Source organism: Corynebacterium nasorum, assembly GCF_032821635.1.
In the GTDB taxonomy this organism is placed as follows: Bacteria; Actinomycetota; Actinomycetes; order Mycobacteriales; family Mycobacteriaceae; genus Corynebacterium; species Corynebacterium kefirresidentii.
This window is the reverse complement of sequence record NZ_JAVBIE010000003.1, coordinates 63545-87818: the sequence shown is the minus strand read 5'-3', so window position 1 is coordinate 87818 and position 24274 is coordinate 63545. Positions and strand designations below refer to the sequence as shown.

The window sequence follows — 24274 nt, the reverse complement described above, 5'->3', positions numbered from 1 at the left end:
AATTAAAGGACATGCTTCAGCTAATGAATTTTCCTAGCGGCAGTGCCTCCGAAGAAAACTTCCTCGAGCAGTATATTCCCCTCGTCGAATTCCTCGGTAAGGCAATGGGCCCCAACACCGAAATCGTGCTCCACGATCTCGACGTTCCCGATAAATCCATCATGGCCATCGCCAATGGGCACATCTCCGGCCGGCAACTTGGCGGCCCGGTGACCGACTTCGCTCTATGGTTTATGAAACAGGGCGATGCCGCAGCAATCCCCATGATGACCGGCTACCGCGCCGTCAATGCGGAAGGCAAGATTTGCCGCTCCTCTAGCTACTTCATCCGAGACGACTCCGGGCATATGCGCGGCATGCTGTGCATCAATGTTGATGTATCCGAATTGGTACACATTCGCGATGCGGCCGCAGCACTCATCGGCAAGGCCGATGATCCCGCATTCGATAAGTCAAAGGCTTTCGGCGGCTACCCAGGTGAAACTGAGCTACCCAACCGCCCCGTTGCAGTACCAGACCCAGTTCCAGATAAGGAACCGGTAGAGGAAGAAGCGGACAAGGAAGGAGTCAGCGAGTCTTTGCGTTCCAACGTGGAACACCTTCTGGACTCGATGTTGGATTCCGCCATTTCTAACCAAAACACCCCTGCCCCTCGCATGCAGCGCGAGGAGCGCCTCGAGGTGGTCTCAGATTTGGAGGATGCAGGATTCTTCCTTCTTAAGGGAGGAATTGCCGCAGCAGCAGAGCGGCTAGGTGTTTCCGAACCCACCATCTACCGCTATCTCGTACAGGTACGCGGATAGTACTTCTACGTACCTGCCCCATCGCAGAGCGCGGCGTTCTCCGTGGCACATCTCCCCCGAAAAGGTGGAGTCGTACCACGGGGAACGCCGCGTTTTATCAATTCTTTCCACATTGGGAACTAAATCTCTAAAGACTCCGTTGTACTTTGTGAAACCGGCGACAAATTCAGGAGGCTTCACTATGACGAAGACATCTGCCACCACCGCCAAGGGCGCTTCAGCTGCCACTACTAATGAAGAACAGGAAGTAGATCGCGGATCTCGCCGCAACCAAACCAACGACAACCCCTCTGCCGACCTCGTTCGTGTTTATCTCAACGGCATTGGCAAGACCGCACTGCTCAGCGCGGAAGATGAGGTAGAACTCGCTCAGGCCATCGAAGTTGGACTGTACGCGGAGTACAAGCTCAATAACGCTGAAAAGCTCACCCGTGCAGAAAAGCGTGATCTTAAAATCCTCGCCCGCGAAGGCAAAAAGGCACGCTCCCACCTGCTTGAAGCCAATCTGCGCCTCGTGGTTTCGCTTGCAAAGCGCTACACCGGCCGCGGTATGCCATTGCTGGATCTCATCCAAGAGGGAAACCTCGGCCTCATCCGCGCGATGGAAAAGTTCGATTACGCCAAGGGCTTTAAATTCTCCACCTATGCCACGTGGTGGATCCGCCAGGCAATTACCCGCGGCATGGCTGACCAGTCTCGCACCATTCGCCTCCCAGTCCACTTGGTAGAACAGGTCAACAAGCTGTCCCGCATTAAGCGCGAGATGTATCAATCCCTGGGCCGTGAAGCTACCAATGAAGAGCTTTCGGAAGAATCAGGCATTGACGAAAACAAGATTGAGATGCTGCTGCGTCAGTCACGCGACCCAGTCTCTCTCGATATGCCGGTAGGTACCGATGAAGAAGCTCCTTTGGGTGACTTCATTGAAGACGCCGAAGCTACCGATGCAGAAACCGCGGTCGTAGCCTCCATGCGTCATTCCGATATTCGCGGAGTGATTGACACCTTGGAAAAGCGCGAGCAGGACGTAATTCGCCTGCGCTACGGCCTCGATGATGGTGTTCCGCGCACCTTGGATCAGATTGGCCGCCGCTTCGGTCTTTCGCGCGAACGTGTACGCCAAATTGAGCGCGAAGTTATGGCAAAGCTGCGCGATGGCAACCGCGCCGATCGCCTGCGCGAGTACGCTCTTTAATCTGGGCTGGCAGCGCTCCGCGCCCAGTCCCCCTCCCCGAGTCCATTCGGCACAATACTGCCACGGGCTCGGGGTTTGGCGTTAGAAAGGCAGCGGCTTAGTTCGACGCGGCGAGCAAGGGCTTAGGTAGGCTAATCTGGACTGCAGAGTCTAGAAAGCGCTTTCCCGTCCTTGGTCGGGAGATTAGCCGCGAAACTGTATTCACACAGAAAGGTATGCCCACGTGAGGGACCTAGTTGATACAACGGAGATGTATCTACGCACCATCTACGAGCTAGAGGAAGAAGGTATTACTCCCCTTCGCGCCCGCATCGCGGAGCGTTTGGAGCAGTCTGGGCCTACGGTTTCTCAAACTGTAGCTCGCATGGAACGCGACGGCCTTTTGCACGTGCGTACCGACCGCAGTTTGGATCTCACGGACAAGGGCCGCGACCTGGCTACCGCAGTCATGCGCAAGCACCGTTTGGCAGAGCGTTTGCTTACCGACGTCCTCGGGCTCGACATCGCAAAAGTTCACGACGAGGCCTGCCGTTGGGAGCATGTGATGAGCGAAGAAGTAGAAAAACGCATGGTCGCGGTTCTCGATGATCCAACCCGGTCACCATTCGGCAACCCTATCCCGGCGCTGTCTGCACTGGGCTTCGATGCTCCGCAGCCGGACCAGGGCACCCGCGCAGTCGATCTCCCCAATGGTGATGAGGTCTCCGCCACCGTCATCCAGGTCAATGAGATTTTGCAGGTTGATGATGGCACCTTCCAGGAACTCACCGCTGCCGGAATCCGCGTGGGAGCAAAGGTATCGGTAGTCAATAACAGCGGCACGATTACGTTGTCGACACCGGATGGCGGCAGCGTCGTGCTTTCCGACGACTTGGCGCACGCAGTGCGCGTGGAGGTATAACCATGAAACTTCTTGTCACCGGTGGCGCCGGCTATGTCGGCAGCGTGTGCGCCGCTGTATTGGTCGAACAAGGCCATGATGTAACCATCATTGACAATTTCTCCACCGGAAACCGCGAAGCCGTTCCAGAAACAGCCCGCGTCGTCGAGGGCGACGTGGCGGATAAGGCCGCCGAGGTCCTGGGAGAAGGTGGTTTCGCGGGTGTCATCCACTTCGCGGCGCGCTCGTTGGTGGGCGAATCCGTGGAAAAGCCCGATGAGTATTGGCAGCACAATGTCGTTACTACCCTGACGCTGCTCAATGCCATGCGGGATAACGAGGTCAAAAATCTCGTCTTCTCCTCCACCGCTGCAACCTACGGTGAGCCGGACCAAGTGCCGATTACAGAGGATATGCCAACCCAGCCCACCAATCCCTATGGTGCAACCAAGCTTGCCATCGACTACATGATCACCTCTTTCGCCCACGCCTATGGATTGGGGGCGACCTCCCTGCGCTACTTCAATGTGGCTGGAGCCTACGGAAACATCGGTGAGAACCGCGAGGTAGAAACCCACCTCATCCCCATCGTGTTGCAGGTGGCCTTGGGCCACCGCGATAAGATCTTCATGTTCGGTGATGACTGGGATACCGCAGACGGCACCCCAGTGCGTGACTATATCCATATCCGTGATCTGGCCGATGCCCATGTGCTTGCTCTCGAATCCAATGAATCTGGTAGTCACCGCATTTACAACCTGGGTTCTGGTGATGGCTACTCCGTCAAGCAGGTCATTGAGATGTGCCGCAAGGTCACCGGCCACGACATTCCTGCTGAGGTGGCTCCGCGCCGCGCAGGCGACCCCGCCACCCTCATCGCTTCCTCAGAGAAGATCAAGCGGGAGCTCGGATGGAACCCCACCCGCACGGATCTGGAAACGATCGTTACCGATGCATGGAATTTCACCCGCCAACTAGGTGATAAGGCACATTCAGCGAAGCGGGCCTAGCCTCCGAAGCTACTTTGCGGGGCATCAGCGCCAAGCCCCGCCGCTTCGCGGGCTAACTCACAGCCATGGCAGAGGCTCGTGACCAACCGCCTTCCCATGCCGCTGCGATACCCCTGCGCTATGAGGCGCCCCAAATTATGATGGGGCGCCTCTTCTACTAGTACAGAAAGCGCCGGACCCGCATAAATTCCGAATTCATGGGATACCTGGCTAGCTGCGTATAAGGCTAGGGCGTTATAGCGGATGGACCCCTGGAATGTACGTGCCACCGCTAGGAGGAGGTCCCCTGCTTCCCACGGCGCAGACACCAGCTCTGTGATGACTAGGTCACGGGTCCACGTGGTAGACATCCACATGGCTGCTGCACACAGCAATTCCTCATTTTCCAAAGTCTCCTCCAGCGATTCCACCTCACTGAGCACGAAGCGGACATCAGCGATAAGGCGCTTGACCACCTGCACTGGATCTGAAGTTTGGTAACCGCGCCCGGCGCGCAGTTGGCGGGCGATTTCTCTGCAGCATCGCTCCATTGCGCTAATTTCTTTTTTCCCAAAGTATGGGTTGTGGTCCTTAAAACGCTGAACCAAATCATTGCGGCTGAGTTCAGGAAGCATGCCATTATTCACGCACGCACGCATGGAGTGGCTCGTCGATATGGCGGGAATGGTTCCTTCCATCCAATTCTGCAGCGGGCCCTCGCCGTCCTCGGACGCGTGGCCAAAAATGAGGTCGTAGGCGGTATCAGTAGATAGCTCTTCGGCCAGCCAGCAAGCGTCAATGCCCACACCAGAGCGATCCTGAAAGCGGTAGAGGGAGTGCAAGATATCCCATAAATCTTCTTCTTGGCGTTGAGAGAGAACGAAACCAAAGATGCTTTCGGGGTTGCCGCAGTGAAATGCATCCATCACTTCTTGCAAGGCGGCAGGGACATCGTTCAGATTGAGGCGGGCTACCGGCCCCATACTGTATCCGCGTGGGCTGGGCTGGATGGAGATGAGGATGACTGATTCGGAGGGGAAGAATCCGAGAATTCCTGGGATATTGGCGAGGATATCGCCGGGCGTACGAATGGGCTGAGTTGGTGTTGAGATGTTCATGGCCCCAGCTTCAGCCACGCGCGCAACCATGTATAGGACAAGCATCGAGAAGTGGTAAGAATCTGGGGATAGGCGGGGTGAGGGGGCGTCGGCAGGCGGCTTGTCCACACCCCGCCCGGGATTGCGCTGGCAATGTGCGGCGATTTGGGGCACAATCAGTTATTTAACCTCCCAGTGCGCGCGGGAATACTGAGCCCGCCTGCGGCGTTGGGGTAGGTAAGAAAGCAAGGAGGTAACACAACATGCACGAAGAAGATCGCCGCATGTATGAGCTGGAGTATCCAGCCCCGGTGATTAGGGATGATTCCGGTGACGGACAAGGCCCCACCATGATTGTTGCCATGCACGGCTATGCAGACGCCGGCCAGGCCATCGAGGCTAGTGCGGACCATTTGAAGGCAGCTTTGGAAGGCCGCCAACTGGCCTCGTTTAACTCTGATGAGCTGATTGATTACCGCTCGCGCCGGCCAGCCGTCACCATCGATAAGGATCGGGCGCTAGAAATTGAATCGATGGACCTGGGTATCAAGGTCCTGCGCGATAATTCCGGCAAAACCTTCCTACTACTGTCTGGCCCAGAGCCCGACATGCGCTGGGAGGCTTTTACCACTGCTGTGGTCAAGCTGGTGGAAAAGTTCAATATCAATGACACCATCATGCTCTATGCAGCACCTATGCCGGTTCCGCACACCCGCCCCACGGTGGTCACGGCGCATGGCACTTCCTCCCGTCTGACTGAGCATATGTTGTCGATGGATTCCACCATGATGGTCCCAGGCTCTGCTGCACTGTATCTGGAAAAAGCACTGGCGGATAAGCAGCGCACCGTAGCCGGATATACCGTCCACGTGCCGCATTATCTTGCGGCTTCGCCCTACCCGCAAGCCACGTTCCAGTTATTGGATTCGGTAGCTCGGGCCGCGCACCTCAATATTCCTTTGGGCAGCATCGAGGCTGATATTTCCCGCGTAGAAAACCAACTGGAAGAACAAGTTGGTGGCTCGGATGAGATAGAAAGCGTGGTTCAGCAACTCGAGCAGCAGTATGACGCCTATATGGAGCGCTACCGCAAGGAACACCCGCAGGCTATCATGCCCGGCGAGGAAGCTGTGCCTACCGGCGAGGAAATCAGCGAGGAGTTCCAAGCCTTCTTGGCTTCTTTGGATAAGGAAGAAAGCCAGCAGATCATTAACTCTGACATAGATGACCGCGAAGATTCCGCCGATGGCGAGGGCCCTCAAGCCGATAACGGCACGGATGATTCAGATTCCGCTCAGGGCGATGGCGACTTAGGTGACGATATCTAACTAACCCACCCTCATCACCGCTAAGGTGGTGGGGGTGAACTTATCTCAGCTGCTGCCAGATTTATCGGAAGTGCCCGAGTCCCTCGTAGATGAGGCGATCTGGGATACCTTTACCTCGTGGACCACCGGCCGGGGCATTAATTTGTATCCAGCGCAGGAGGAGGCCTCGCTGGGGATCTTGGCCGGCGATAATGTCATCCTCGCTACCCCGACTGGCTCCGGAAAGTCCATGGTGGCCAATGCCGCACACTTTATCGCCTTGGCCCGTGGCCAGCGCAGTTTTTATACGGCGCCCATCAAGGCTCTAGTAAGTGAGAAGTTCTTTGCTCTCTGCGATATCTTTGGCGCGGAAAATGTGGGCATGATGACTGGTGACGCCACCGTCAACGGCAATGCCCCCATCATCGCCGCTACGGCTGAGATTGTGGCTAATATTGCGCTTCGCGATGGCGCCGAGGCCAATATCGACCAGGTGGTGATGGACGAGTTCCACTACTACTCCGAACCGGACCGCGGCTGGGCCTGGCAGGTGCCGCTGCTGGAATTGTCCAACGCGCAGTTCTTGCTTATGTCCGCCACCCTGGGCGATACCACATGGTTGGAAGAAGACCTTAGCCGTCGTACCGGCCGCGCTACCGACCTGGTTGCCGGTACTACGCGCCCCGTGCCGCTAGATTTTTCCTATGTCTTTAGCGCGGTGCACGAGACCATCGAGGAGCTCTTGGCCGATAAGAAGGCACCCATCTACGTGGTGCACTTCTCGCAGCGTGAAGCGGCCGAGCGCGCCCAGGCGCTCACCTCGCTTTCGGGGATAATCACCAAAGAAGAAAAAGAGGCCATTGCCCAAGAAATCGGCGGCTTCCGCTTCACCACTGCCTTTGGCAAGGATTTATCCAAGCTGCTGCGCAAGGGCATCGGCATCCACCACGCGGGCATGCTGCCCAAATACCGCCGTTTAGTAGAGCGCCTGGCACAAAAGGGCCTGCTTAAGGTCATTTGCGGCACCGATACCCTGGGGGTGGGCATTAACGTGCCCATCCGTACCGTACTGATGACGGGGCTGGCTAAGTTCGATGGACAGCGCCAACGCATCCTCAAGTCGCGCGAATTCCACCAGATTGCCGGCCGCGCCGGCCGCGCCGGCTATGACACCGAGGGCACCGTGGTGGTTGAGGCCCCCGAGCATGAAATCGAAAACGCTAAGGAACGCCGCCGCATCGGTGATGACCCCAAACGCTTGAAGAAGCTAAAGAAAAAGTCCGCTCGAGAGGGCGAGGTTTCGTGGTCCGAAAAGACCTTTGCGCGCCTTACTGAGGCTGAGCCTGAGCAGCTGACGTCTCAATTCCGCGTCTCTAACTCGATGCTGCTTAATGTATTGGCGCGGCATGGCAATGGCTATGAACACATGCGCCATCTGCTGCGGGACAATCACGATAATCGCAGCAAGCAGAATAAGGACATTCTCACAGCCCTCGACCTTTTCCGCGGGCTGGTGGATTCTGGCGTAGTGCAAAAATCCACCAAGGGCTTGGATATCTACGGCCGACCCTATCATTTAGTGCGAGAACTCCCCCGCGATTTCGCGCTTAACCAACCGCTGGGACCATTCGCCCTAGCCGCGCTCTCACTGCTGGATCCGGAGGCGGAAAACTATAACTTGGACGTTATTTCCGTATTCGAGTCCATCCTGGATGACCCGCGCCAGGTGCTCATCGCCCAGCAGAAACAGCGCCGTGGTGAGGAAATTGCCGCGCTGAAGGCGGACGGGGTGGACTACACCGACCGCATGAATATCGTGGAGGATATCACCTGGCCGAAGCCGCTCGAGGAGCTATTGGAGCAGGCCTACGACACTTTCGCTGAGAGCAATGCGTGGGTCAAGGAGTTTGAGCTGCGACCCAAGTCCGTGGTGCGCGACATGCTCGAGAATGCAATGACCTTCTCGGATTTGGTCGCCACCTACGGCTTGGCCCGCTCCGAGGGCGTGATTTTGCGTTACTTGACCGATGCCTGGCGTACCCTCAAACAATCCATCCCCGATGAGTACAACACCCCGGAGCTCGAGGACATCGTCATCTGGCTGGGTGAGCTTATCCGCCAGGTGGATTCCTCGCTTGTCGACGAATGGGCGCAGATGGCCGGCGAAGACTCCCCCATCGACCAAGACACCGTGGACCGCGAGCTTGCCTTCGGCGTGGAGGACCCCACCGCTCTTACGGCCAATCGCCGCGCCTTTACCATTATGGTGCGCAATTACATGTTCCGTTTGGTGCAGCTTTTCGCGCTAGAAAAAGAAGACCGCTTGGCGGAGCTGCTCGATTACCTGGACGAGGTGCCGGGCTTCGGCGCTATCCTAGATGATTACTTCGATGAGTATGATGACATCGATTCCGGCCCCGAGGCCCGCGGCCCGGAGTTTTTCCGCCTAGGCGATACTGACTCGCGTGCGTGGTCCGTGCGCCAGATCATCAAGGACCCAGACGGCGACCACGCCTACCAGTTCGTCGCTACGGTAGATCTCGATGCCTCCGATGAGGCTGGCGAAGTCCGACTGTCGGACCTGCGCGTGGAGTACTAGCCAGCCAAAACGACAAAGCCGCCCTAGCTGCCACGCCCCGAGTGAGGGGGACGTCGGCAAGCGCGAGGGCGGCTAAAGGCCGGCTATTTTAGCGTGCGGCCTCAATCTGGACAGCCTGTGCCACAGCCTGAACCACGGCAGCGACCTTGACGGCCTCCCAGACCTGCTCCTTGCTCAGACCAGCCTCGTTGAGCTCGTGAGCGTGAGCACCCAGGCAGTGCTCGCAGCCATTGATGGCGGAGACTGCGGTATTCCACAGCTCGAAGTTGGCCTTGTCCACGCCTGGCTTGGAGATGATGTTCATGCGCAGGCCAAACTTTACCTGTGCGTAGTCATCGCCCAACCAGCCCTTGGCGCGGTAAGCAACGTTATTCATCGCCATGACGGTGGCTGCGCCGTAGGCTGCTTCGATAGCCTCCTCGGAGAGGTGCTCTTTTGCTTCCTCAGCGATTTCTGCCAGCACGGTGTCATTGCGGGTTGCTGCGGCCGATGCCAGCAGGCAGCCCCACAGCTGCTCTTCGTCCAAGTCCTTGGAACGGGTCAGCGCACCGAGGTTGAGCTTCTGGTCCTTGGCGTACTCCGGCAGTGCAGACTTCAGATTATCAATAGACATAGCTTTTCTCCTTTTAGGTTTTGATAGGAATTTACTGCACTGGATTTAAAAGGAAACCCCGCCACGAAAGCGGGGTTAACCTGCATCTCAGTGAGATTTAGAGCGCGGACTGAACGACGTCCATCTTGTTGATGTTCTTGGTGGGGTCGTTCTTCTCCCAGTTGCAAGCGCAGACCTCTTCGGACTGCAGAGCGTCGAGCACGCGCAGAACCTCGTCTACGTTTCGGCCGACAGCATCCGGGGTAACGGAGACGAACTGGATAACACCATCCGGGTCGATGATGAAGGTAGCGCGGTCAGCAACACCATCAGCGTTTTCTACGCCCAGTGCGCGGATGAGGTCGTGGCGCACGTCAGAGAACATTGGGAATGGAACTTCCTTCAGCTCCGGGTGGGTTGCGCGCCAGTTGAAGTGAGCGAACTCGTTATCGGTGGAGCCGCCGAGGATCTGGGTATCGCGGTCCTGGAACTCCTCGTCCAGCTTGCCAAAGGCAGCGATCTCGGTCGGGCAGACGAAGGTGAAGTCCTTCGGGTAGAAGAAGACGACCTTCCACTTGCCCTCGTACTTGTCCAGGGATACCTGCTCGAAGTAGTCCTCCGGCTGGTTAGCGTTGACGTCGTGCAGATCGCCACCGGTCAGGGCAGTGAGGTTGAACTCTGGGAACTTCTCGCCGACGGTCAAAATAGGCATAGTCTTCAACTCCTTTAGCAAAGGCTTTTCCTCTAAGTTTCCTGCCGCTTGGCGTACAAGCAGCGGGGCCGGACCGTGTCCGGCCCAACACGATCAGTTATACCATCTTTTCGGCTCGCGTCAATAGCAAATCCTATAGGTGAGTGTTAGAGTGATAGGCATGCATAATAAAGAGTATCGCCCTACACTTGCTCAGCTGCGTACCTTCGTCACCGTTGCGGAAAACAAGCACTTTGGTACCGCAGCCGCCAAGCTCGAAATTTCCCAGCCCTCCCTCTCCCAGGGCCTCGTTGCCCTCGAGCAGGGCTTGGGCCTGCAGCTTATTGAGCGCTCCACCCGCAAGGTCATCGTCACCTCGGCTGGTGAGACCCTCCTCCCCTACGCCAAGGCAACGCTTGAAGCAGCCGATACTTTCCTGGCCCACGCACGCGGTGCCAACGGCACCCTCGCAGGCCCGCTCACCATCGGCGTTATCCCCACAATTGCGCCATATATCCTGCCTGACTTACTCTCCATGCTCGCCGAGGTCTACCCGGATCTCGAGCCGCGTTTTGTAGAAGAGCAAACCCAGCACCTCATCACCCGCCTGCGCAACGGCAACTTGGATCTCGCCATCATGGCCATTCCGTCCGAAACCACCGGCATGGTCGACAGCCCGCTATACACGGAAAAATTCTCCATCGTTTGCCCTCCCGATCACCCCATCGCCGGCCGCGAGGACGTCCAGCTTTCCGAGCTCAAGGACCTAGATTTGCTGCTGCTTGACGACGGCCACTGCTTGCGCGACCAAATCGTCGATCTCTGCCGCCATGCCGACGTCAACCCGGCCGAGGCCACCAACTCCGTCACTCGCGCCTCTTCTCTTACTACCATCATGCAGCTGGTCATGGGCGGCTTGGGTTGCACCCTCGTCCCAGAATCGGCCCTAGCCACCGAATGCCACGGTAAGGATGTAGCCATAGCTCACTTCGCCTCCGATGTCACCGCCGAACGCGAAGTCGGCCTCGTCTTCCGCTCCTCCGCGGCCCGTAGTGAAGAATTCACTGAACTCGGCAAGCTCATCACTTCTGCCTATAACCAGGCGGTTGAGCGCTCCCGCAAGTAACGCGGCGCTGCACACAACACACCAAAGGCCACCGTTCCACGTAGGAAACGGTGGCCTTTGTCTTTATCGAGCTATGCCTGCGGGAGCGTATTGCGCCCAGCACACTGGCGGAACAAATGTGCCTGCGCCAAGAACGTAACCGGATAAGCCACGATGAGGCCGATACCCAGAAGCAAGAATCCACCGATGATGATGAAAAAGTTCAAAATTGCCAGTAGCAACATTTGACCGTAGTTATTCTTACCTGCCTGAAAGCCCTTCTTCACGGCGTCACCAACGCTATCGCCGTCGGCCGCGAACCATTGCATCAGCGAGAAGAATGGTTGGATAAAGAAGCTAATGAGCAAAAGCACGCCCATGATGCCCATGACGCTTAATACTGCCGCAACTGCTTCGTCCTCCGTCATATTCTCGGCGTCGTTAAGCAACCCATAGACAGTTCCACCTACTGCAGCGAATGCAATGAGGCTCGCCACCGCCCCGATGACGAGCATGATGACCAGCGGCTGCCACCAGCGTACGTTCTTAAACAGATAGCCCCAGCCGGTGCGAGAATCATCAATCTGGAAAAGCGCCAGACGCATAATTACCAGCGACAATACAAGGCTTAGGACAGTCGAGATGAGCTGAGAAACCCAAGAACCCGCGGTTGGATCACCCGTACCGGAGTAACTCGCGGCATTGATGCCGCCTGCAACGGCTACAAAAACGATACTTAGAACAAAAAGCGCTAGTGCTCCTAGAATCCACAGCTTCCAATTGCCAAAGACAGTCCTAAAAGCCCAAGAAACCGCATCTATTGCGGAGGCCTTACCGGTAAACGGCCGCTGGCCTGCTTGGTAGCCCATATAGCCTTGGGTATTTTCTTCATGGCTTCCGCCATAGGACGGAAGCTGTCCGTAGTTTGGTCGGTCCTCGGGGTGATCGGTCGGTTCGTAGCGCGGAAAATCATCATTTCCACCCGAATACGGGTTCGTCATAACCGGGGTTCCTCCTTAAGGAATGCGAATCAGTGCATGGATAAGTATTTTCACTTTAACAACTTTTCCTCATTTCAGGCGGGCAGGTAAAATCTGTGCCTAGTCATGACTATGAATGAAACCCCTTCCCGCGACGAGCTTTTCGCCGCACTCGAAAATGTCACCTTGGCCGAAGCCCGCTCCTTCCGCCGCCGCCTGAAAAAGGCCCGTGCCCCGAAAGCGCTCCAAGAAATCGGCGCTGAAATCCACGCTGCGGCTGAGCGCGTCGCGCTTACCGACGCCGCCGTCCCCACCATCACCTACCCCGACGCCCTCCCCGTCACAGCCCGTAGAGACGACATTGCCGAGGCCATCCGGGATAACCAGGTAGTCATCATTGCCGGCGAGACCGGCTCCGGTAAGACCACCCAGATCCCAAAAATCTGTCTTGATCTGGGCCGCGGCCGCCGCGGACTAATCGGACATACCCAGCCACGCCGCATTGCAGCACGCACCGTGGCCGAACGCATCGCCTCAGAACTGGACCAAAAGATTGGCGAATCCGTCGGCTACGCCATCCGCTTTGATGATCGCGTCTCTGAGACCACCGCGGTGAAACTCATGACCGATGGCATCCTACTCGCCGAGATGCAGCGTGACCGCTTCCTCAACAAGTACGACACCATCATCATCGATGAGGCCCACGAGCGCTCCCTCAACATCGACTTTTTATTGGGCTATCTCAAGCGTCTTTTGCCCAAGCGCCCCGATCTCAAGGTCATCATTACCTCCGCAACCATCGATCCGGAAAGCTTCGCTGCCCATTTTGCCGACGCCGACGGAAACCCTGCCCCCATTATCGAGGTCTCCGGCCGCACCTACCCGGTAGAAATCCGTTACCGGCCCCTCGAGTTCGAGGCCGGCGGAAAGGTGGTGGACCAAGACCCGCTCGACGGTTTGACCGAGGCAATCGAAGAGCTGATGCACGAAGGCGACGGCGATATCCTTTGCTTCTTCCCTGGCGAACGCGATATCCGCGATGCCATGGAGGCCATCGAAGGCAAGAAGTGGAAAAACGTCGAGGTCACTCCCCTCTTTGGCCGCTTATCTAATCAAGAACAGCATCGCGTTTTCAGCGAACACCGTGGCCGCCGCATCGTGCTGGCCACGAATATTGCAGAAACCTCGCTTACTGTGCCCGGCATCCGCTATGTGGTTGATACCGGCACCGCCCGTATCTCGCGCTATTCCACGCGCACCAAAGTCCAGCGCCTGCCTATCGAGCCTATCTCGCAGGCCTCCGCCAACCAGCGCTCCGGCCGCTGCGGCCGCGTTGCCGATGGCATCGCCATTCGCCTCTATAGCGAACAGGACTTTGAAAGCCGCTCCGAATTCACCGACCCAGAAATTCTGCGCACCAACCTCGCCAGCGTCATCTTGCAGATGGTCTCGCTCAAGCTAGGCGACATCGAACAATTCCCGTTCATCCAACCGCCCGAGCACAAGGCCATCCGCGATGGCCTTAACCTCCTGCACGAGCTCGGCGCTCTCCACGACAAGCAGGATAAGCCCACGCTGACCGCTACTGGCCGCGACCTAGCGCGCATCCCGCTAGATCCGCGTATGGCACGCATGCTCATTGAGGCCAATACCAACGGATGCCTGGATGATGTCATGGTCATCGTCGCGGCCATGACCATCCAGGACGTTCGCGAACGCCCCCTTGATTTCCAGGCCCAGGCCGACCAAGCCCACGCCCGCTTCAAGGACAAGTCCTCGGATTTCTTGTCCATGCTTAAGCTCTGGGATTACATTAAACAAACCCGCAACGAGCAATCCGGCAATAAATTCCGCAAACGCATGAAGCAGGAGTTTCTCCATTACATGCGCATTCGCGAGTGGTTTGACCTGGTACGCCAGCTCAAGGACGTCGCCAAGCAGCTGGGCTGGACATACCAGGAAGGTACCGAGCGCCGCGCCGATGATATCCACATGTCACTCCTGTCAGGCTTGCTATCCAATATCGGCGCCCGCGATGGCAACTCCAAAGAATTCCAAGGCGCGCGCAACACCCGGTTCCTGGTATTTCCTGGCTCCGCCTTGGCCAAAAAGCCGCCGGAGTTCCTCATGGCCGCCGAGCTGGTGGAAACTTCCCGCCTCTGGGCGCGCGACGTCGCCGCCATCGATCCTGCCTGGGTAGAAAAGCTGGGCGCAGACCTGCTCAAGCACAACTATTCCGAGCCCACCTGGTCCCGCAAACGCGCCGCCGCCATCGCTCACCAGAAGTCCACACTCTACGGTGTACCCATTGTGGCCGACCGCACCGTGCCCTACCACCGCGTCGATCCCACCGCCGCGCGCGATATGTTCATCCGCAACGCGCTCGTTGCCGGCGACTGGAATACCCACCACGCCTTCTTCAAAACCAATGCCCAAGCGCTTGACGACGCCGCCGCATACGAAGAAAAAGCCCGCCGCCGCGGCCTCATCGTAGACGAAGACACCCTCTTCGACTTTTATGACCAGCGCATCCCAGCAAAGGTAACAACCGGCCGTCATTTCGACTCGTGGTGGAAAAAAGAACGCCGTCGCAACCCTGAATTGCTGGATTTTGATCCGACAAAGCTCATCGATGACTCCCACGAGGTCACCGAAGACTCCTTCCCCGACCACTGGAGAAAGGGTTCCATCGACTACGAACTAACCTATAAATTTGAACCCGGCGATCCACTCGATGGCGTTACCGTGATGGTGCCCATCCCCATGCTCGCCGGCTTAGATACCGAAGGCTTCGATTGGCTCGTCCCTGGCCTGCGTCTCGAGCTCGTAACCGAACTCATCCGCAGCCTGCCCAAGGCCCTGCGCCGCACTGTTGTTCCAGCGCCCGAATTCGCTGAGCGCGCCATCGACCGCCTCGTCCCTTATGAAGGCACCATCACCCAGCAGCTTGCCGACGTCCTCCATGAACTCGGCGGCCAAGGCATCAACGCCACCGATTTCCAGCCCGGCAAGCTGCCGATGCACCTGAGGATGAACTACGGGGCCATCGACAAGCGCGGCAAGATCGTCGACTCCGACCGCGACCTCGCAGCGCTTATCCGCCGCCAGTCCGGGCATATCAAATCCTCTGTGTCCCGTGTCTCTCGCACCGCTGAGTCCACCGCTGTCAGCGAGTGGACCGACGATACTCTAGGTGCCATCGATGACACGGTTACCACCAACGTCGACGGCCACGAAGTCACGGCTTACCCCGCCCTCGTCGCCACAAAGGACGGCGTTGAACTCAAGGTACATCCCACCAAGGCCGCAGCCGATGCCGCTATGGTTACCACCACCCTTACCCTGCTTATGCGCGACATTGCGGTCAATACTGCACAAATGGTCAAGGGCCTGCCGCTGCAACAACGCGTCGCCGTCGATTCCTATCCCCACGGCGGTGCCGATGGCCTGGTCAACGACGCCCGCGTCGCTGCCATACGCGACCTGATGCTAGAGGCCGGCGGACCCGTCCGCACTCCTTCCGCTTTCCAGAAGCTCAAAGACACCATCAAGCCCCAGGTTCCGGGCCGTGTGCGTCAAGCGGTGGTGGCTATCGCCCCAGGACTCGCCGAGTATTCCAACCTGCGAGCCGAACTCGCCCACTGGGACGGTGCGGCCATCGATGACATGCGCGAGCAATTGGAGTTCCTCCTACCCCGTAATGCCATCACAATCCATGGCATGTCCCACCTGCGTCATCTACCACGCTATATCCAAGCCATGCGCATTCGCTTGGAGGACATGAACCTTGACCCTGACCGTGACGCAGACCGCCAGGCCGAGGTAGATAACGCCAAGGCCTACCTCGCCAACCGGCTGCGCAGCCTACCACCTGGCCGCGAAAAGACGCGCGAAGTCAAGGACATTCGCTGGATGGTGGAGGAACTTCGCGTTTCACTATTCGCCCAACGCCTCGGCACCGCTCACGCAGTGTCACTCCGCCGCATCCAGAAGGCCGTTGACAAATTGCGCTAGAAATCCTCTCGGTCGCGCCTTCGCATGAGACGAATTTCAGATTCGAAATCATCAGCGCTTTCAAAGGACTTGTAGACCGAGGCAAAACGCAGATAGGCCACCTCATCAAGATCGCGAAGCGGTTCCAAGATGGCCAGGCCAATCTCATTCGCGTTGACCTGAGAGGAACCATGCCCGCGTACGGTTTCTTCCACTTCTTGCGCCAGTTTTTTCAGGGCATCGTCACCCACATCTCGCCCCTGACAGGCGCGCCGTACGCCGCGAATCAGTTTATCTCGACTAAAAGGTTCCGCGAGTCCGTTCCGCTTGACCACCAACAACACGGCCTTTTCGACCGTGGTAAAACGCCCCTTACACGAAGCACACTCACGCCGGCGCCGAATCGACGCTCCAGCATCGACGACGCGGGAGTCAATGACACGGGATTGCTCATTATGGCAGAAGGGGCAATACACAGAGGTCCTTTCACTGACGTTGTTACCCCAGTAGTTTACTCGCCCAGCAGTCCGCCCAACCACCGAGCATAAGGCCACCGCCTCACTAATGCACTACAGCAGCCTCGACCTGTTGAATGTCTGAGGTCGGCGGTTGCGGTGCACTACTTCCTTCCGCCCCTCCCAATCCGCCTAGGAGCGTGCCCAAAAAGACCGCGATTCCAAACACGCCACCTAAAACGTAGTTACCTGTGTTCGACTTCACCGCGCTACGTTGAGCTCTCTGTGAAAGACCGTCGCCCCCGCCAGATTTCACTCGATTCGAACGATATGTCGTTCGATCTTCCACGCGGAGAGTTCGAACATACCGCGAATCACCGCTCCCTCGCGCTGCGCGAGGAGCATATCGATCCACATCCCATACAGATGCGGGAGAAACCACTAGAGCGTCTGCAGAATTACGCTTTGCCAGGTCATTTCGAGAATTAATAAGTAGAGACATGTTTTTCCTTTCGACGACCGAACTCACCATAGGCATCCCACTGGACACTTAATTTGAAACAGTCGCCATAATGTTCGATTTAGTTGGTACGTTCGATTTATAGCACCGCTTCGAATACTTGTCCACCCGTGGACACAAATCTCGAACATCTGTACTTTTCGTGCTACAAATGACTTGTGGCACTCTAAATCCGCCCACTAATAGACCGACAACGAAGTCACCCGACCCTACGTAGGAGCCAGCAATGGGCCGCAAGCCAAAAAAGTCCGCCGAGAAGACCGATTACGCATCCCTATCCGACCGCCAACGACGAATCCTCAATGTCATTAGTGACGCCGTCATGCTGCGTGGCTACCCACCAAGCATTCGCGAAATCGGCGATGCAGCAGGCCTGCAGTCCACATCCTCAGTTGCCTATCAGCTGAAGCAATTGGAAGAAAAGGGATTTCTGCGGCGCGACCCAAATAAGCCGCGTGCCGTAGATGTTCGACACCTCAACACAGACGAAGGCACCAAGAAGCCTGGCCGCAAGCCCGCTAAGCCCGAACAGCAGGTTCCCGAGGACGCAGGCGCTGTGTCTTATATTCCTGTGGTCGGTCGCATCGCTGCGGGAGCACCCATTACCGCTGAGGAAAACGTCGACACGTACTTCCCCATGCCTGACGAGGTTGTCGGCAGCGGCGACCTATATATGCTGCAGGTAGTCGGCGATTCAATGAAGGATGCAGGGATTCTCGACGGTGACTGGGTGATTATTCGCTCCCAGTCAGTTGCTGAGGAAGGCGAATTTGTCGCAGCGCTGCTGGACGGTTCCGAGGCCACCGTTAAGGAATTCCACCGCGATTCCTCGGGCGTATGGCTACTTCCCCACAACGATGCTTACTCACCCATTAATGGCGATGATGCAGAAATTATGGGCAAGGTTGTATCCGTGTTCCGCAAACTTTAAACACTCACCCAGCTTCACTCCGCCCCGCAACGGCCACCCCGGGCCGTGCGGGGCTTATTTGCGCACATTTAGCATTGAGATAGCTTCTCCGCCAGCCACCCCCATTTTGGCGCCATTTTGGACCCAGACAGCAAAGGAGACGAAAATCCCACTTTCCCACTTTTTGTCTTGACCAGCTATTTTCATACTTCGCGGCACGGCGATAGCTGTGCAAATTTTTGCTTTAGTCCGGTTATTCCCGATTTTTGAGACAATGGACTAAGAAAAACAACATCGCGGGACTTTCCTATCCACAAAATCCGGGAATTTTTACCCCCGCTACTCCCCGCGGTGTGCTTAATTCCAAGGAGGAATAATGTACGCAGAAGAGCGGCGCCGCCAGATAGCGTCTCTCACCGCCGTTGAAGGTCGCGTCAACGTCACTGAGCTATCCGAGCGCTTCGAAGTCACGGCCGAAACCATTCGACGCGATCTAGCGGTGCTGGATAGAGAGGGCGTCGTCCATCGCGTGCATGGCGGCGCGGTAGCATCCCAGTCCTTTCAAACTGCGGAACTTACCCTAGACACCCGGCAGCGTTCCGCCTCCGGCGCGAAAGCCGCCATCGCCCGAGCTGCGCTGGATTTTCTTCCCCACGGCGGCGGCAGCATTTTCCTCGACGCGGGAACTACGATTAATGCATTTGCTGAGCTGATAGGACAGCAATACCCCCAAGGCCAGTTCAACATCGTCTCCAATAGTCTGCCCATCGCCTTGTCCTTAGCAGGCAGCGGAGTACCGGACGTCCAGCTGCTTGGCGGCACGGTTCGCGCGATCACCCAAGCTGTCGTCGGCGACACCGCCCTGCGCACGCTAGCGCTCATGCGCGCCGACGTCGCCTTCATCGGAACCAATGCCCTGACCCTGGATCACGGGCTTTCCACGGCCGATCCCCAAGAAGCAGCCATCAAGTCTGCCTTTGTCACCAACGCCCACAAGGTCGTAGTGATGTGCGATTCCAGCAAACTGGGCAATGACTACTTGGTAAGCTTCGCCCCCGCCGCTGATATCGATGTCGTCATCACTGACGCCGCAGCCCCCGATTCCTTTGTGGAGGCGCTGCGCGAGCACGAAATTGAAGTCGTACTCGCCAGCGAATAAATCCCGCTCCTTCGCCTCAAGCTAGGCGAAGGATGCCATGGTTTCTACCACTGCAGTACGGGCGGCATCAGGGCTTTCCGCATCCAATGCCACCTCAGCGAGCTGTTGGCACTGTTCCAAGGTAATTTCTGCCAACTGTGCGCCTACGCCTGCTACTGCAGTAGACGCTGCGGACAGCGAATTCACGCCCAAGCCCGTAAGCACGCAGGCCAGCATGGGGTCGGCCGCTGCTTCTCCGCATACGCCTACCGCAACGTTATTGGCCTGGCCCACAATGCAGGTGTGCTGGATAAGTCGCAGCACGGCCGGCTGCCACGGGTCGGTCAGGTAGGCCAACTGCGGGGACAGACGGTCTGCAGCCATCGTGTACTGAGTCAGGTCATTGGTGCCGATGGATACGAAGTCGAGGTGCGGCATGATTTTATCCGCCATAAGCGCTGCGGCGGGAACCTCAATCATAGCGCCAGCAGTCAGGCCGCGTTCACGACACAAGTTGGCAAACCACTGCGCTTCGGTAGAAGTGGCAACCATGGGAGCCATCACCCACGTAGAGGCTTTATCATCACGGGCTTCGGCAGCCTGCGCAATTGCATCAAGCTGCCGGGTCAGCAAAGCTTCATTGTCGCGCGCGATACGCAGACCGCGAACGCCCAATGCCGGGTTTTCCTCAGAGCTTAGCGTGGCATAGGAAATTGGCTTATCGGAGCCTGCGTCCAATGTGCGCACAACAACCTTGGATTCGGGGAAGGCCTTGAAAACCTTTCCGTAGATCTTTGCTTGTTCCTCCACGCTGGGCTCTTCGCTGGCCGAAAGGAAGGACAACTCCGTGCGATACAGGCCGATGCCTTCTGCCTGAGACTCCGAAGCGATGCGGGCGGCATTGCCATCAGCAACATTTGCCAGCAGCTGCACGCTGTGACCGTCCTTGGTCTTAGCTGGTCCGCGCCACTGAGCAACGCGTGCTGCACGCTCACGGTATTCAGCGACGGCCTTGGTGGAGGTCTCCGCATCAGCACCACAAGTCACGGTTCCTACTGCGCCATCGACAAATACCAGCGTGCCGCTTTCAATGTCGCCAAGCGAAGCGCCCACCGCCACGATGCACGGAATGTCCAATTGGCGCGCGATGATGGCCGTATGGCTAGTGGGGCCACCGAGCTCCGTAACAAGGGCTTTAATGTGTTTGGTATCTAGCGTTGCGGTATCGGCCGGGGCCAAGTCATCTGCAAACAAGACGGCCTCGCCATCTACCAAAGGGAGGCCTGGCTCATCTTCACCACGTAGCTCAGCGATGACGCGGTCGCGTACGTCCTTCAAGTCGGTCGTGCGCTCGGCCATCACGCCACCAGCGGCTTCGAACATGGTGACAAACTTGTCAGTCGCGCCAACAGTGGCAAATTCCGCATTCCTACCGGTGCGGATATTCTTGCGCACTGTTTTGTGCCAGCCACGGTCTTTGACCATACCGGCGGTTGCAGTGAGAACCTCGGCCGCTTGGCCCTCTGCGGCTGCCGCGCGCTTCTCCAATCGATTAGCAACCGTATCTACGGCCGCAAGAAAGCGGTTGTACTCGGATTCACTCGCTTGCTCTGGGTCAATGCTTCCCTCGGTAGGCAGGGCCGGGCGAGGGCGGACCCACACGGCTTCGGCGTAGGCGACTCCGGCAACGACACCGGTGCCTTTGATTGTGGACTGAGACGCGTTTTCCATGAGCATACTTCCTTCGAAGATAGCGGTTATTGACTTCCAGAACACCACAAAACGGATAGAAAAGCAATGTATACCACAGTTTTCTGTTGACTTTCGGACACATTCGGACAAGAATCAACATTAAGGGCGGGCCATTCCCAAAGGTTCTCTCCAGCGGCGTTCGGCCCCAATATATAACCTGCGAAAGGGACAACTTGATTCTCACGCTGACCCCCAATCCCAGTATCGACGCCACCCTCGTACTCAGCGGGCCTTTAACTTCCGGTGGTGTCCACCGTGCCAGCGAGGTCACACAGGTTGCAGGCGGCAAGGGCGTAAACGTCACCCATGCCGTGCACCTAGCCGGCGAGCAAACCCTGGCACTTTTTCCGTCCCACGACTCCGATTCCTTCCTGAATCTCATCCACGCGGCCGGATTGCCTTCTTCGGCTACTGCTATGGATGGCTCCATTCGCGTCAACACCACCATCACCGAGCCCGACGGCACCACCACCAAGGTCAACGGCCCAGGCCCCGTGCTTTCCGACGCCGATGCCCAAGCCATTACCTCCACCCTCACCGCCCGCGCCCTCGCGGCCGACTGGGTGGTGCTGGCAGGTTCCTTACCGCGCGGCGTGGACACCGATTGGTATTGCGAGCTCATCTCCGCTGTCCGTGCGGCCGCACCACAGGCCCGCATCGCGGTAGATACCTCCGATGCTCCGATGCTGGCCATCGGGAAAAATCTCGAGTCTTCGGCACCCGATCTTATAAAGCCCAATGGTCTAGAGCTCGGCCAACTCACCGGCACCGACGGCCGCGAGCTGGAAGCACAAGCTGCACGCGGTGACTATTCGGGAGTGGTTAGCGCGGCACGCGACGTCGTCAAGCGAGGCATCGCAGAAGTGCTCGTCACCCTCGGTGGCGCCGGTGCCGTACTGGTTACGGCTGAAGGAGCATGGGCTGCCACTCCCCCTCCAGCCACCGTGAAATCCACCGTAGGTGCTGGAGACGCAGCGCTCGCCGGATACCTTCTCGGCCGCACCGCTGGTAAATCTCCGGCCGCAAGCCTTGCCCGATCCGTGGCCTACGGGACCGCGGCTGCATCCAAGCAAGGCACGCAATTTCCTCGTCCTGAAGAAATAGATATCGCTAATACCACCGTTAACTCGCTAGCCTAAGGAGCGCCCCAAAATGGCTTCCGAACTCATTACTACGGAACTTGTCGCCCTTGACGCCGACTTTGGCGACAGTGTTGACTCCGTCATTACCAACCTAGCCACGCTAGTCCACGACACCGGCCGAGCCACCGACGTCGCCGGATTGGCCCAACCCGCCATCGACCGCGAGGCTAAAGCCGGCACCGGCGTACCCGGCGGTGTTGCCATCCCGCACTGCCGTTCCGAGGCTGTCACCGAACCAACCCTCGCATTCGCCCGCCTAGGCCGCGGTGTAGATTTCTCCGGCCCTGATGGAGACGCCCAGTTGGTCTTCCTCATCGCCGCTCCGGCCGGTGGCGGCAAGGCTCACCTAAAGATTTTGTCCAAGCTAGCCCGCGCCCTTGTCCGAAAAGACTTCCTCGAGGCACTGCGCAGCGCCCCCACCAAGGAAGAAATCGTTCGCCTTGTCTTGGATGTAGTCAACGCAGAAAAGCCAAAGAAGAAACCGGCCACCGAGTCGACTGCCCCCGCCGCTGGTGCCGCCGGTACAGGCTCCTCCGCCGCCTCCAACGGCTCGTCCTCGGCCGCGACCCCAACTACCGCGGATTCTTCGGACAACGTCACCCGCATCGTGGCCATCACCGCCTGCCCTACCGGCATCGCCCACACCTACATGGCGGCCGACGCCCTCACACAGACCGCGGCCGAACGCGATGACGTAGCGCTGACCGTAGAAACGCAAGGTTCGTCGAATAATGAGTCCGTCTCCCAAGCCGCCATCGATGCGGCCGATGCGGTCATCTTCGCCACGGACGTTGGCGTACGCGACCGGGAGCGATTCGCTGGCAAGCCGGTAATTGAGTCTGGTGTCAAGCGCGCTATCAACGAGCCTGGCACCATGCTCGACGAGGCCATCGCCGCCGCCCGAAACCCCCACGCGCACAGGGTATCCGGCACCGCTACCCGAGCCGATGCAGAAGAAGAGGGAAAGTCTCTCGGTTGGGGCAAGCGCATCCAGCAGGCCATCATGACCGGCGTATCCTATATGGTTCCGTTCGTCGCGGCCGGTGGTCTTCTGCTTGCCCTTGGGTTCCTTTTTGGCGGCGCCGATATGGCAAACGGTTGGCAGGCACTGTCGACGGACTTTTCGCTAGGCAATCTTCCTGGTCATGACGTAACCGTGGACGGCGAACTTATGCATTTCGAGCGCTCCGGGTTCTTGCTGTATCTCGGTGCTGTTCTTTTCGCCATTGGCCAAGCAGCGATGGGCTTTATCGTTGCTGCTCTTTCCGGTTATATCGCCTACGCGCTCGCCGGCCGTCCAGGCATCGCCCCAGGCTTCGCGGGCGGCGCGATCGCGGTTACCCTAGGTGCTGGTTTTATCGGTGGCCTGGTAACTGGTCTTCTGGCGGGCTTCGTCGCTTTGTGGATTGGCAATTGGAAGGTACCACGCTGGCTGGGCTCGCTTATGCCAGTTGTCATCATCCCACTACTGACCTCGCTCGTCGTCGGCCTTGCGATGTACCTACTGCTGGGCGCACCGCTGGCAGCCATCATGGATGGCCTGCAGAATTGGCTTTCGTCGATGTCCGGTTCCTCGGCCGTGCTCCTAGGAATCATCCTCGGCTTGATGATGTGCTTTGATTTGGGCGGCCCTGTCAATAAGGCGGCTTATCTCTTCGCTACGGCCGGACTTTCTACCGGCGACGAGTCCTCCATGCAGATCATGGCCGCGGTTATGGCCTCCGGCATGGTTGCACCGATTGCGCTCTCCCTGGCCACGTTCATCCGCAAGTCGCTGTTTACTCCGGCCGAGCAGGAAAACGGCAAGTCCGCTTGGTTGCTGGGCCTGTCCTTCGTCTCGGAGGGTGCCATCCCGTTCGCCGCGGCCGACCCCTTCCGCGTTATCCCTTCGATGATGGCCGGCGGCGCGGTGACAGGCGCGGTTTCGATGGCCTTGTCGGTCGGCTCCCGAGCTCCACACGGCGGTGTGTTCGTCCTCTTCGCCATCGACCCGTTCTGGGGCTATCTCGTCGCTATCGCGGCCGGTGTGGTTGTCTCGACCGCAGCGGTGCTGGCAATGAAGCAGTTCTGGCCTAATAAAGCCGTCGAAGAAGCTGCTCAGAACGTGGCGGCATAAACCAAACACT

The 24274-nt window shown here is 58.0% G+C and carries 18 protein-coding genes; 12 read left to right on the top strand and 6 right to left on the bottom strand.

Features of this window, described 5'->3' with window-relative positions:
- Positions 1-11 precede the first annotated feature (11 nt).
- The 4 genes from RAE07_RS03750 to galE all read left to right on the top strand — a co-directional run bounded on the left by RAE07_RS03750 (position 12) and on the right by galE (position 3888).
- Positions 12-803 carry a helix-turn-helix transcriptional regulator gene (locus RAE07_RS03750; protein ID WP_023021393.1) on the top strand — a complete coding sequence of 264 codons (792 nt, stop codon included), beginning with the start codon at positions 12-14 and terminating at the stop codon, positions 801-803.
- A gap of 181 nt (positions 804-984) precedes the next feature.
- On the top strand, positions 985-1998 hold the full coding sequence (locus RAE07_RS03745; RefSeq protein WP_023021392.1) for a sigma-70 family RNA polymerase sigma factor: 1014 nt from the start codon (positions 985-987) through the stop codon (positions 1996-1998).
- Between the two features lie 223 nt (positions 1999-2221).
- A complete protein-coding gene (locus RAE07_RS03740; protein ID WP_239207617.1) occupies positions 2222-2899 on the top strand; it encodes a metal-dependent transcriptional regulator in 678 nt (225 codons plus the stop codon).
- A 2-nt stretch (positions 2900-2901) separates the two neighbouring features.
- Positions 2902-3888: a UDP-glucose 4-epimerase GalE gene (gene galE / locus RAE07_RS03735; protein WP_317001386.1), complete on the top strand. Its 987-nt coding sequence runs from the start codon at positions 2902-2904 to the stop codon at positions 3886-3888.
- Here the strand turns inward: galE and RAE07_RS03730 are convergent.
- The gene (locus tag RAE07_RS03730; RefSeq protein WP_317001385.1) at positions 3885-4985 is read right to left on the bottom strand and encodes a DUF4192 domain-containing protein; all 1101 of its coding nucleotides are present in this window, start codon (positions 4983-4985) and stop codon (positions 3885-3887) included. The two genes, galE and RAE07_RS03730, sit on opposite strands and share 4 nt — an antisense overlap.
- A gap of 242 nt (positions 4986-5227) precedes the next feature.
- Between RAE07_RS03730 and RAE07_RS03725 the strand changes: the two genes are divergently transcribed.
- Together RAE07_RS03725 and RAE07_RS03720 are read left to right on the top strand one after the other, a co-directional pair.
- Entirely contained in the window at positions 5228-6292 is a 1065-nt protein-coding gene (locus tag RAE07_RS03725) for a proteasome assembly chaperone family protein (protein WP_284835388.1), read from the top strand.
- A 34-nt stretch (positions 6293-6326) separates the two neighbouring features.
- Complete coding sequence (locus RAE07_RS03720; protein ID WP_317001384.1) at positions 6327-8870, top strand: DEAD/DEAH box helicase; 2544 nt, start codon at positions 6327-6329, stop codon at positions 8868-8870.
- An 88-nt stretch (positions 8871-8958) separates the two neighbouring features.
- Here the strand turns inward: RAE07_RS03720 and ahpD are convergent, their stop codons facing one another.
- Both ahpD and RAE07_RS03710 read right to left on the bottom strand, forming a co-directional pair.
- Positions 8959-9483 (bottom strand): alkylhydroperoxidase, AhpD family, encoded by a 525-nt coding sequence (ahpD, locus tag RAE07_RS03715; protein WP_049361224.1) that lies wholly within the window; start codon positions 9481-9483, stop codon positions 8959-8961.
- 97 nt (positions 9484-9580) lie between these two features.
- Complete coding sequence (locus tag RAE07_RS03710) at positions 9581-10174, bottom strand: peroxiredoxin (protein ID WP_023021385.1); 594 nt, start codon at positions 10172-10174, stop codon at positions 9581-9583.
- Positions 10175-10334: 160 nt separating this feature from the next.
- Here RAE07_RS03710 and RAE07_RS03705 point away from each other — a divergent pair, with 160 nt between their 5' ends.
- On the top strand, positions 10335-11279 hold the full coding sequence (locus RAE07_RS03705) for a hydrogen peroxide-inducible genes activator (protein WP_317001382.1): 945 nt from the start codon (positions 10335-10337) through the stop codon (positions 11277-11279).
- Positions 11280-11350: 71 nt separating this feature from the next.
- Here RAE07_RS03705 and RAE07_RS03700 read toward each other — a convergent pair whose 3' ends face one another.
- Positions 11351-12259 (bottom strand): hypothetical protein, encoded by a 909-nt coding sequence (locus RAE07_RS03700; protein ID WP_316359946.1) that lies wholly within the window; start codon positions 12257-12259, stop codon positions 11351-11353.
- A 105-nt stretch (positions 12260-12364) separates the two neighbouring features.
- Here RAE07_RS03700 and hrpA point away from each other — a divergent pair, with 105 nt between their 5' ends.
- Complete coding sequence (gene hrpA / locus RAE07_RS03695) at positions 12365-16252, top strand: ATP-dependent RNA helicase HrpA (protein ID WP_317001380.1); 3888 nt, start codon at positions 12365-12367, stop codon at positions 16250-16252.
- Here the strand turns inward: hrpA and nrdR are convergent.
- Positions 16249-16707 carry a transcriptional regulator NrdR gene (gene nrdR / locus RAE07_RS03690; RefSeq protein ID WP_049361220.1) on the bottom strand — a complete coding sequence of 153 codons (459 nt, stop codon included), beginning with the start codon at positions 16705-16707 and terminating at the stop codon, positions 16249-16251. The two genes, hrpA and nrdR, sit on opposite strands and share 4 nt — an antisense overlap.
- Positions 16708-17432: 725 nt before the next feature.
- On the opposite strand from nrdR, the gene lexA reads away from it, so the two are divergent.
- Positions 17433-18137: a transcriptional repressor LexA gene (lexA, locus tag RAE07_RS03685; protein WP_023021380.1), complete on the top strand. Its 705-nt coding sequence runs from the start codon at positions 17433-17435 to the stop codon at positions 18135-18137.
- 355 nt (positions 18138-18492) lie between these two features.
- Positions 18493-19275 (top strand): transcriptional regulator SugR, encoded by a 783-nt coding sequence (gene sugR / locus RAE07_RS03680; protein ID WP_023021379.1) that lies wholly within the window; start codon positions 18493-18495, stop codon positions 19273-19275.
- Between the two features lie 21 nt (positions 19276-19296).
- Here sugR and ptsP read toward each other — a convergent pair whose 3' ends face one another.
- Positions 19297-20985: a phosphoenolpyruvate--protein phosphotransferase gene (gene ptsP, locus RAE07_RS03675; protein ID WP_023021378.1), complete on the bottom strand. Its 1689-nt coding sequence runs from the start codon at positions 20983-20985 to the stop codon at positions 19297-19299.
- 194 nt (positions 20986-21179) lie between these two features.
- On the opposite strand from ptsP, the gene RAE07_RS03670 reads away from it, so the two are divergent.
- Both RAE07_RS03670 and RAE07_RS03665 read left to right on the top strand, forming a co-directional pair.
- On the top strand, positions 21180-22145 hold the full coding sequence (locus RAE07_RS03670; RefSeq protein WP_284798478.1) for a 1-phosphofructokinase family hexose kinase: 966 nt from the start codon (positions 21180-21182) through the stop codon (positions 22143-22145).
- A gap of 13 nt (positions 22146-22158) precedes the next feature.
- Positions 22159-24264 (top strand): PTS fructose transporter subunit IIABC, encoded by a 2106-nt coding sequence (locus tag RAE07_RS03665; RefSeq protein ID WP_317001377.1) that lies wholly within the window; start codon positions 22159-22161, stop codon positions 24262-24264.
- The last annotated feature ends 10 nt before the right edge of the window (positions 24265-24274 follow it).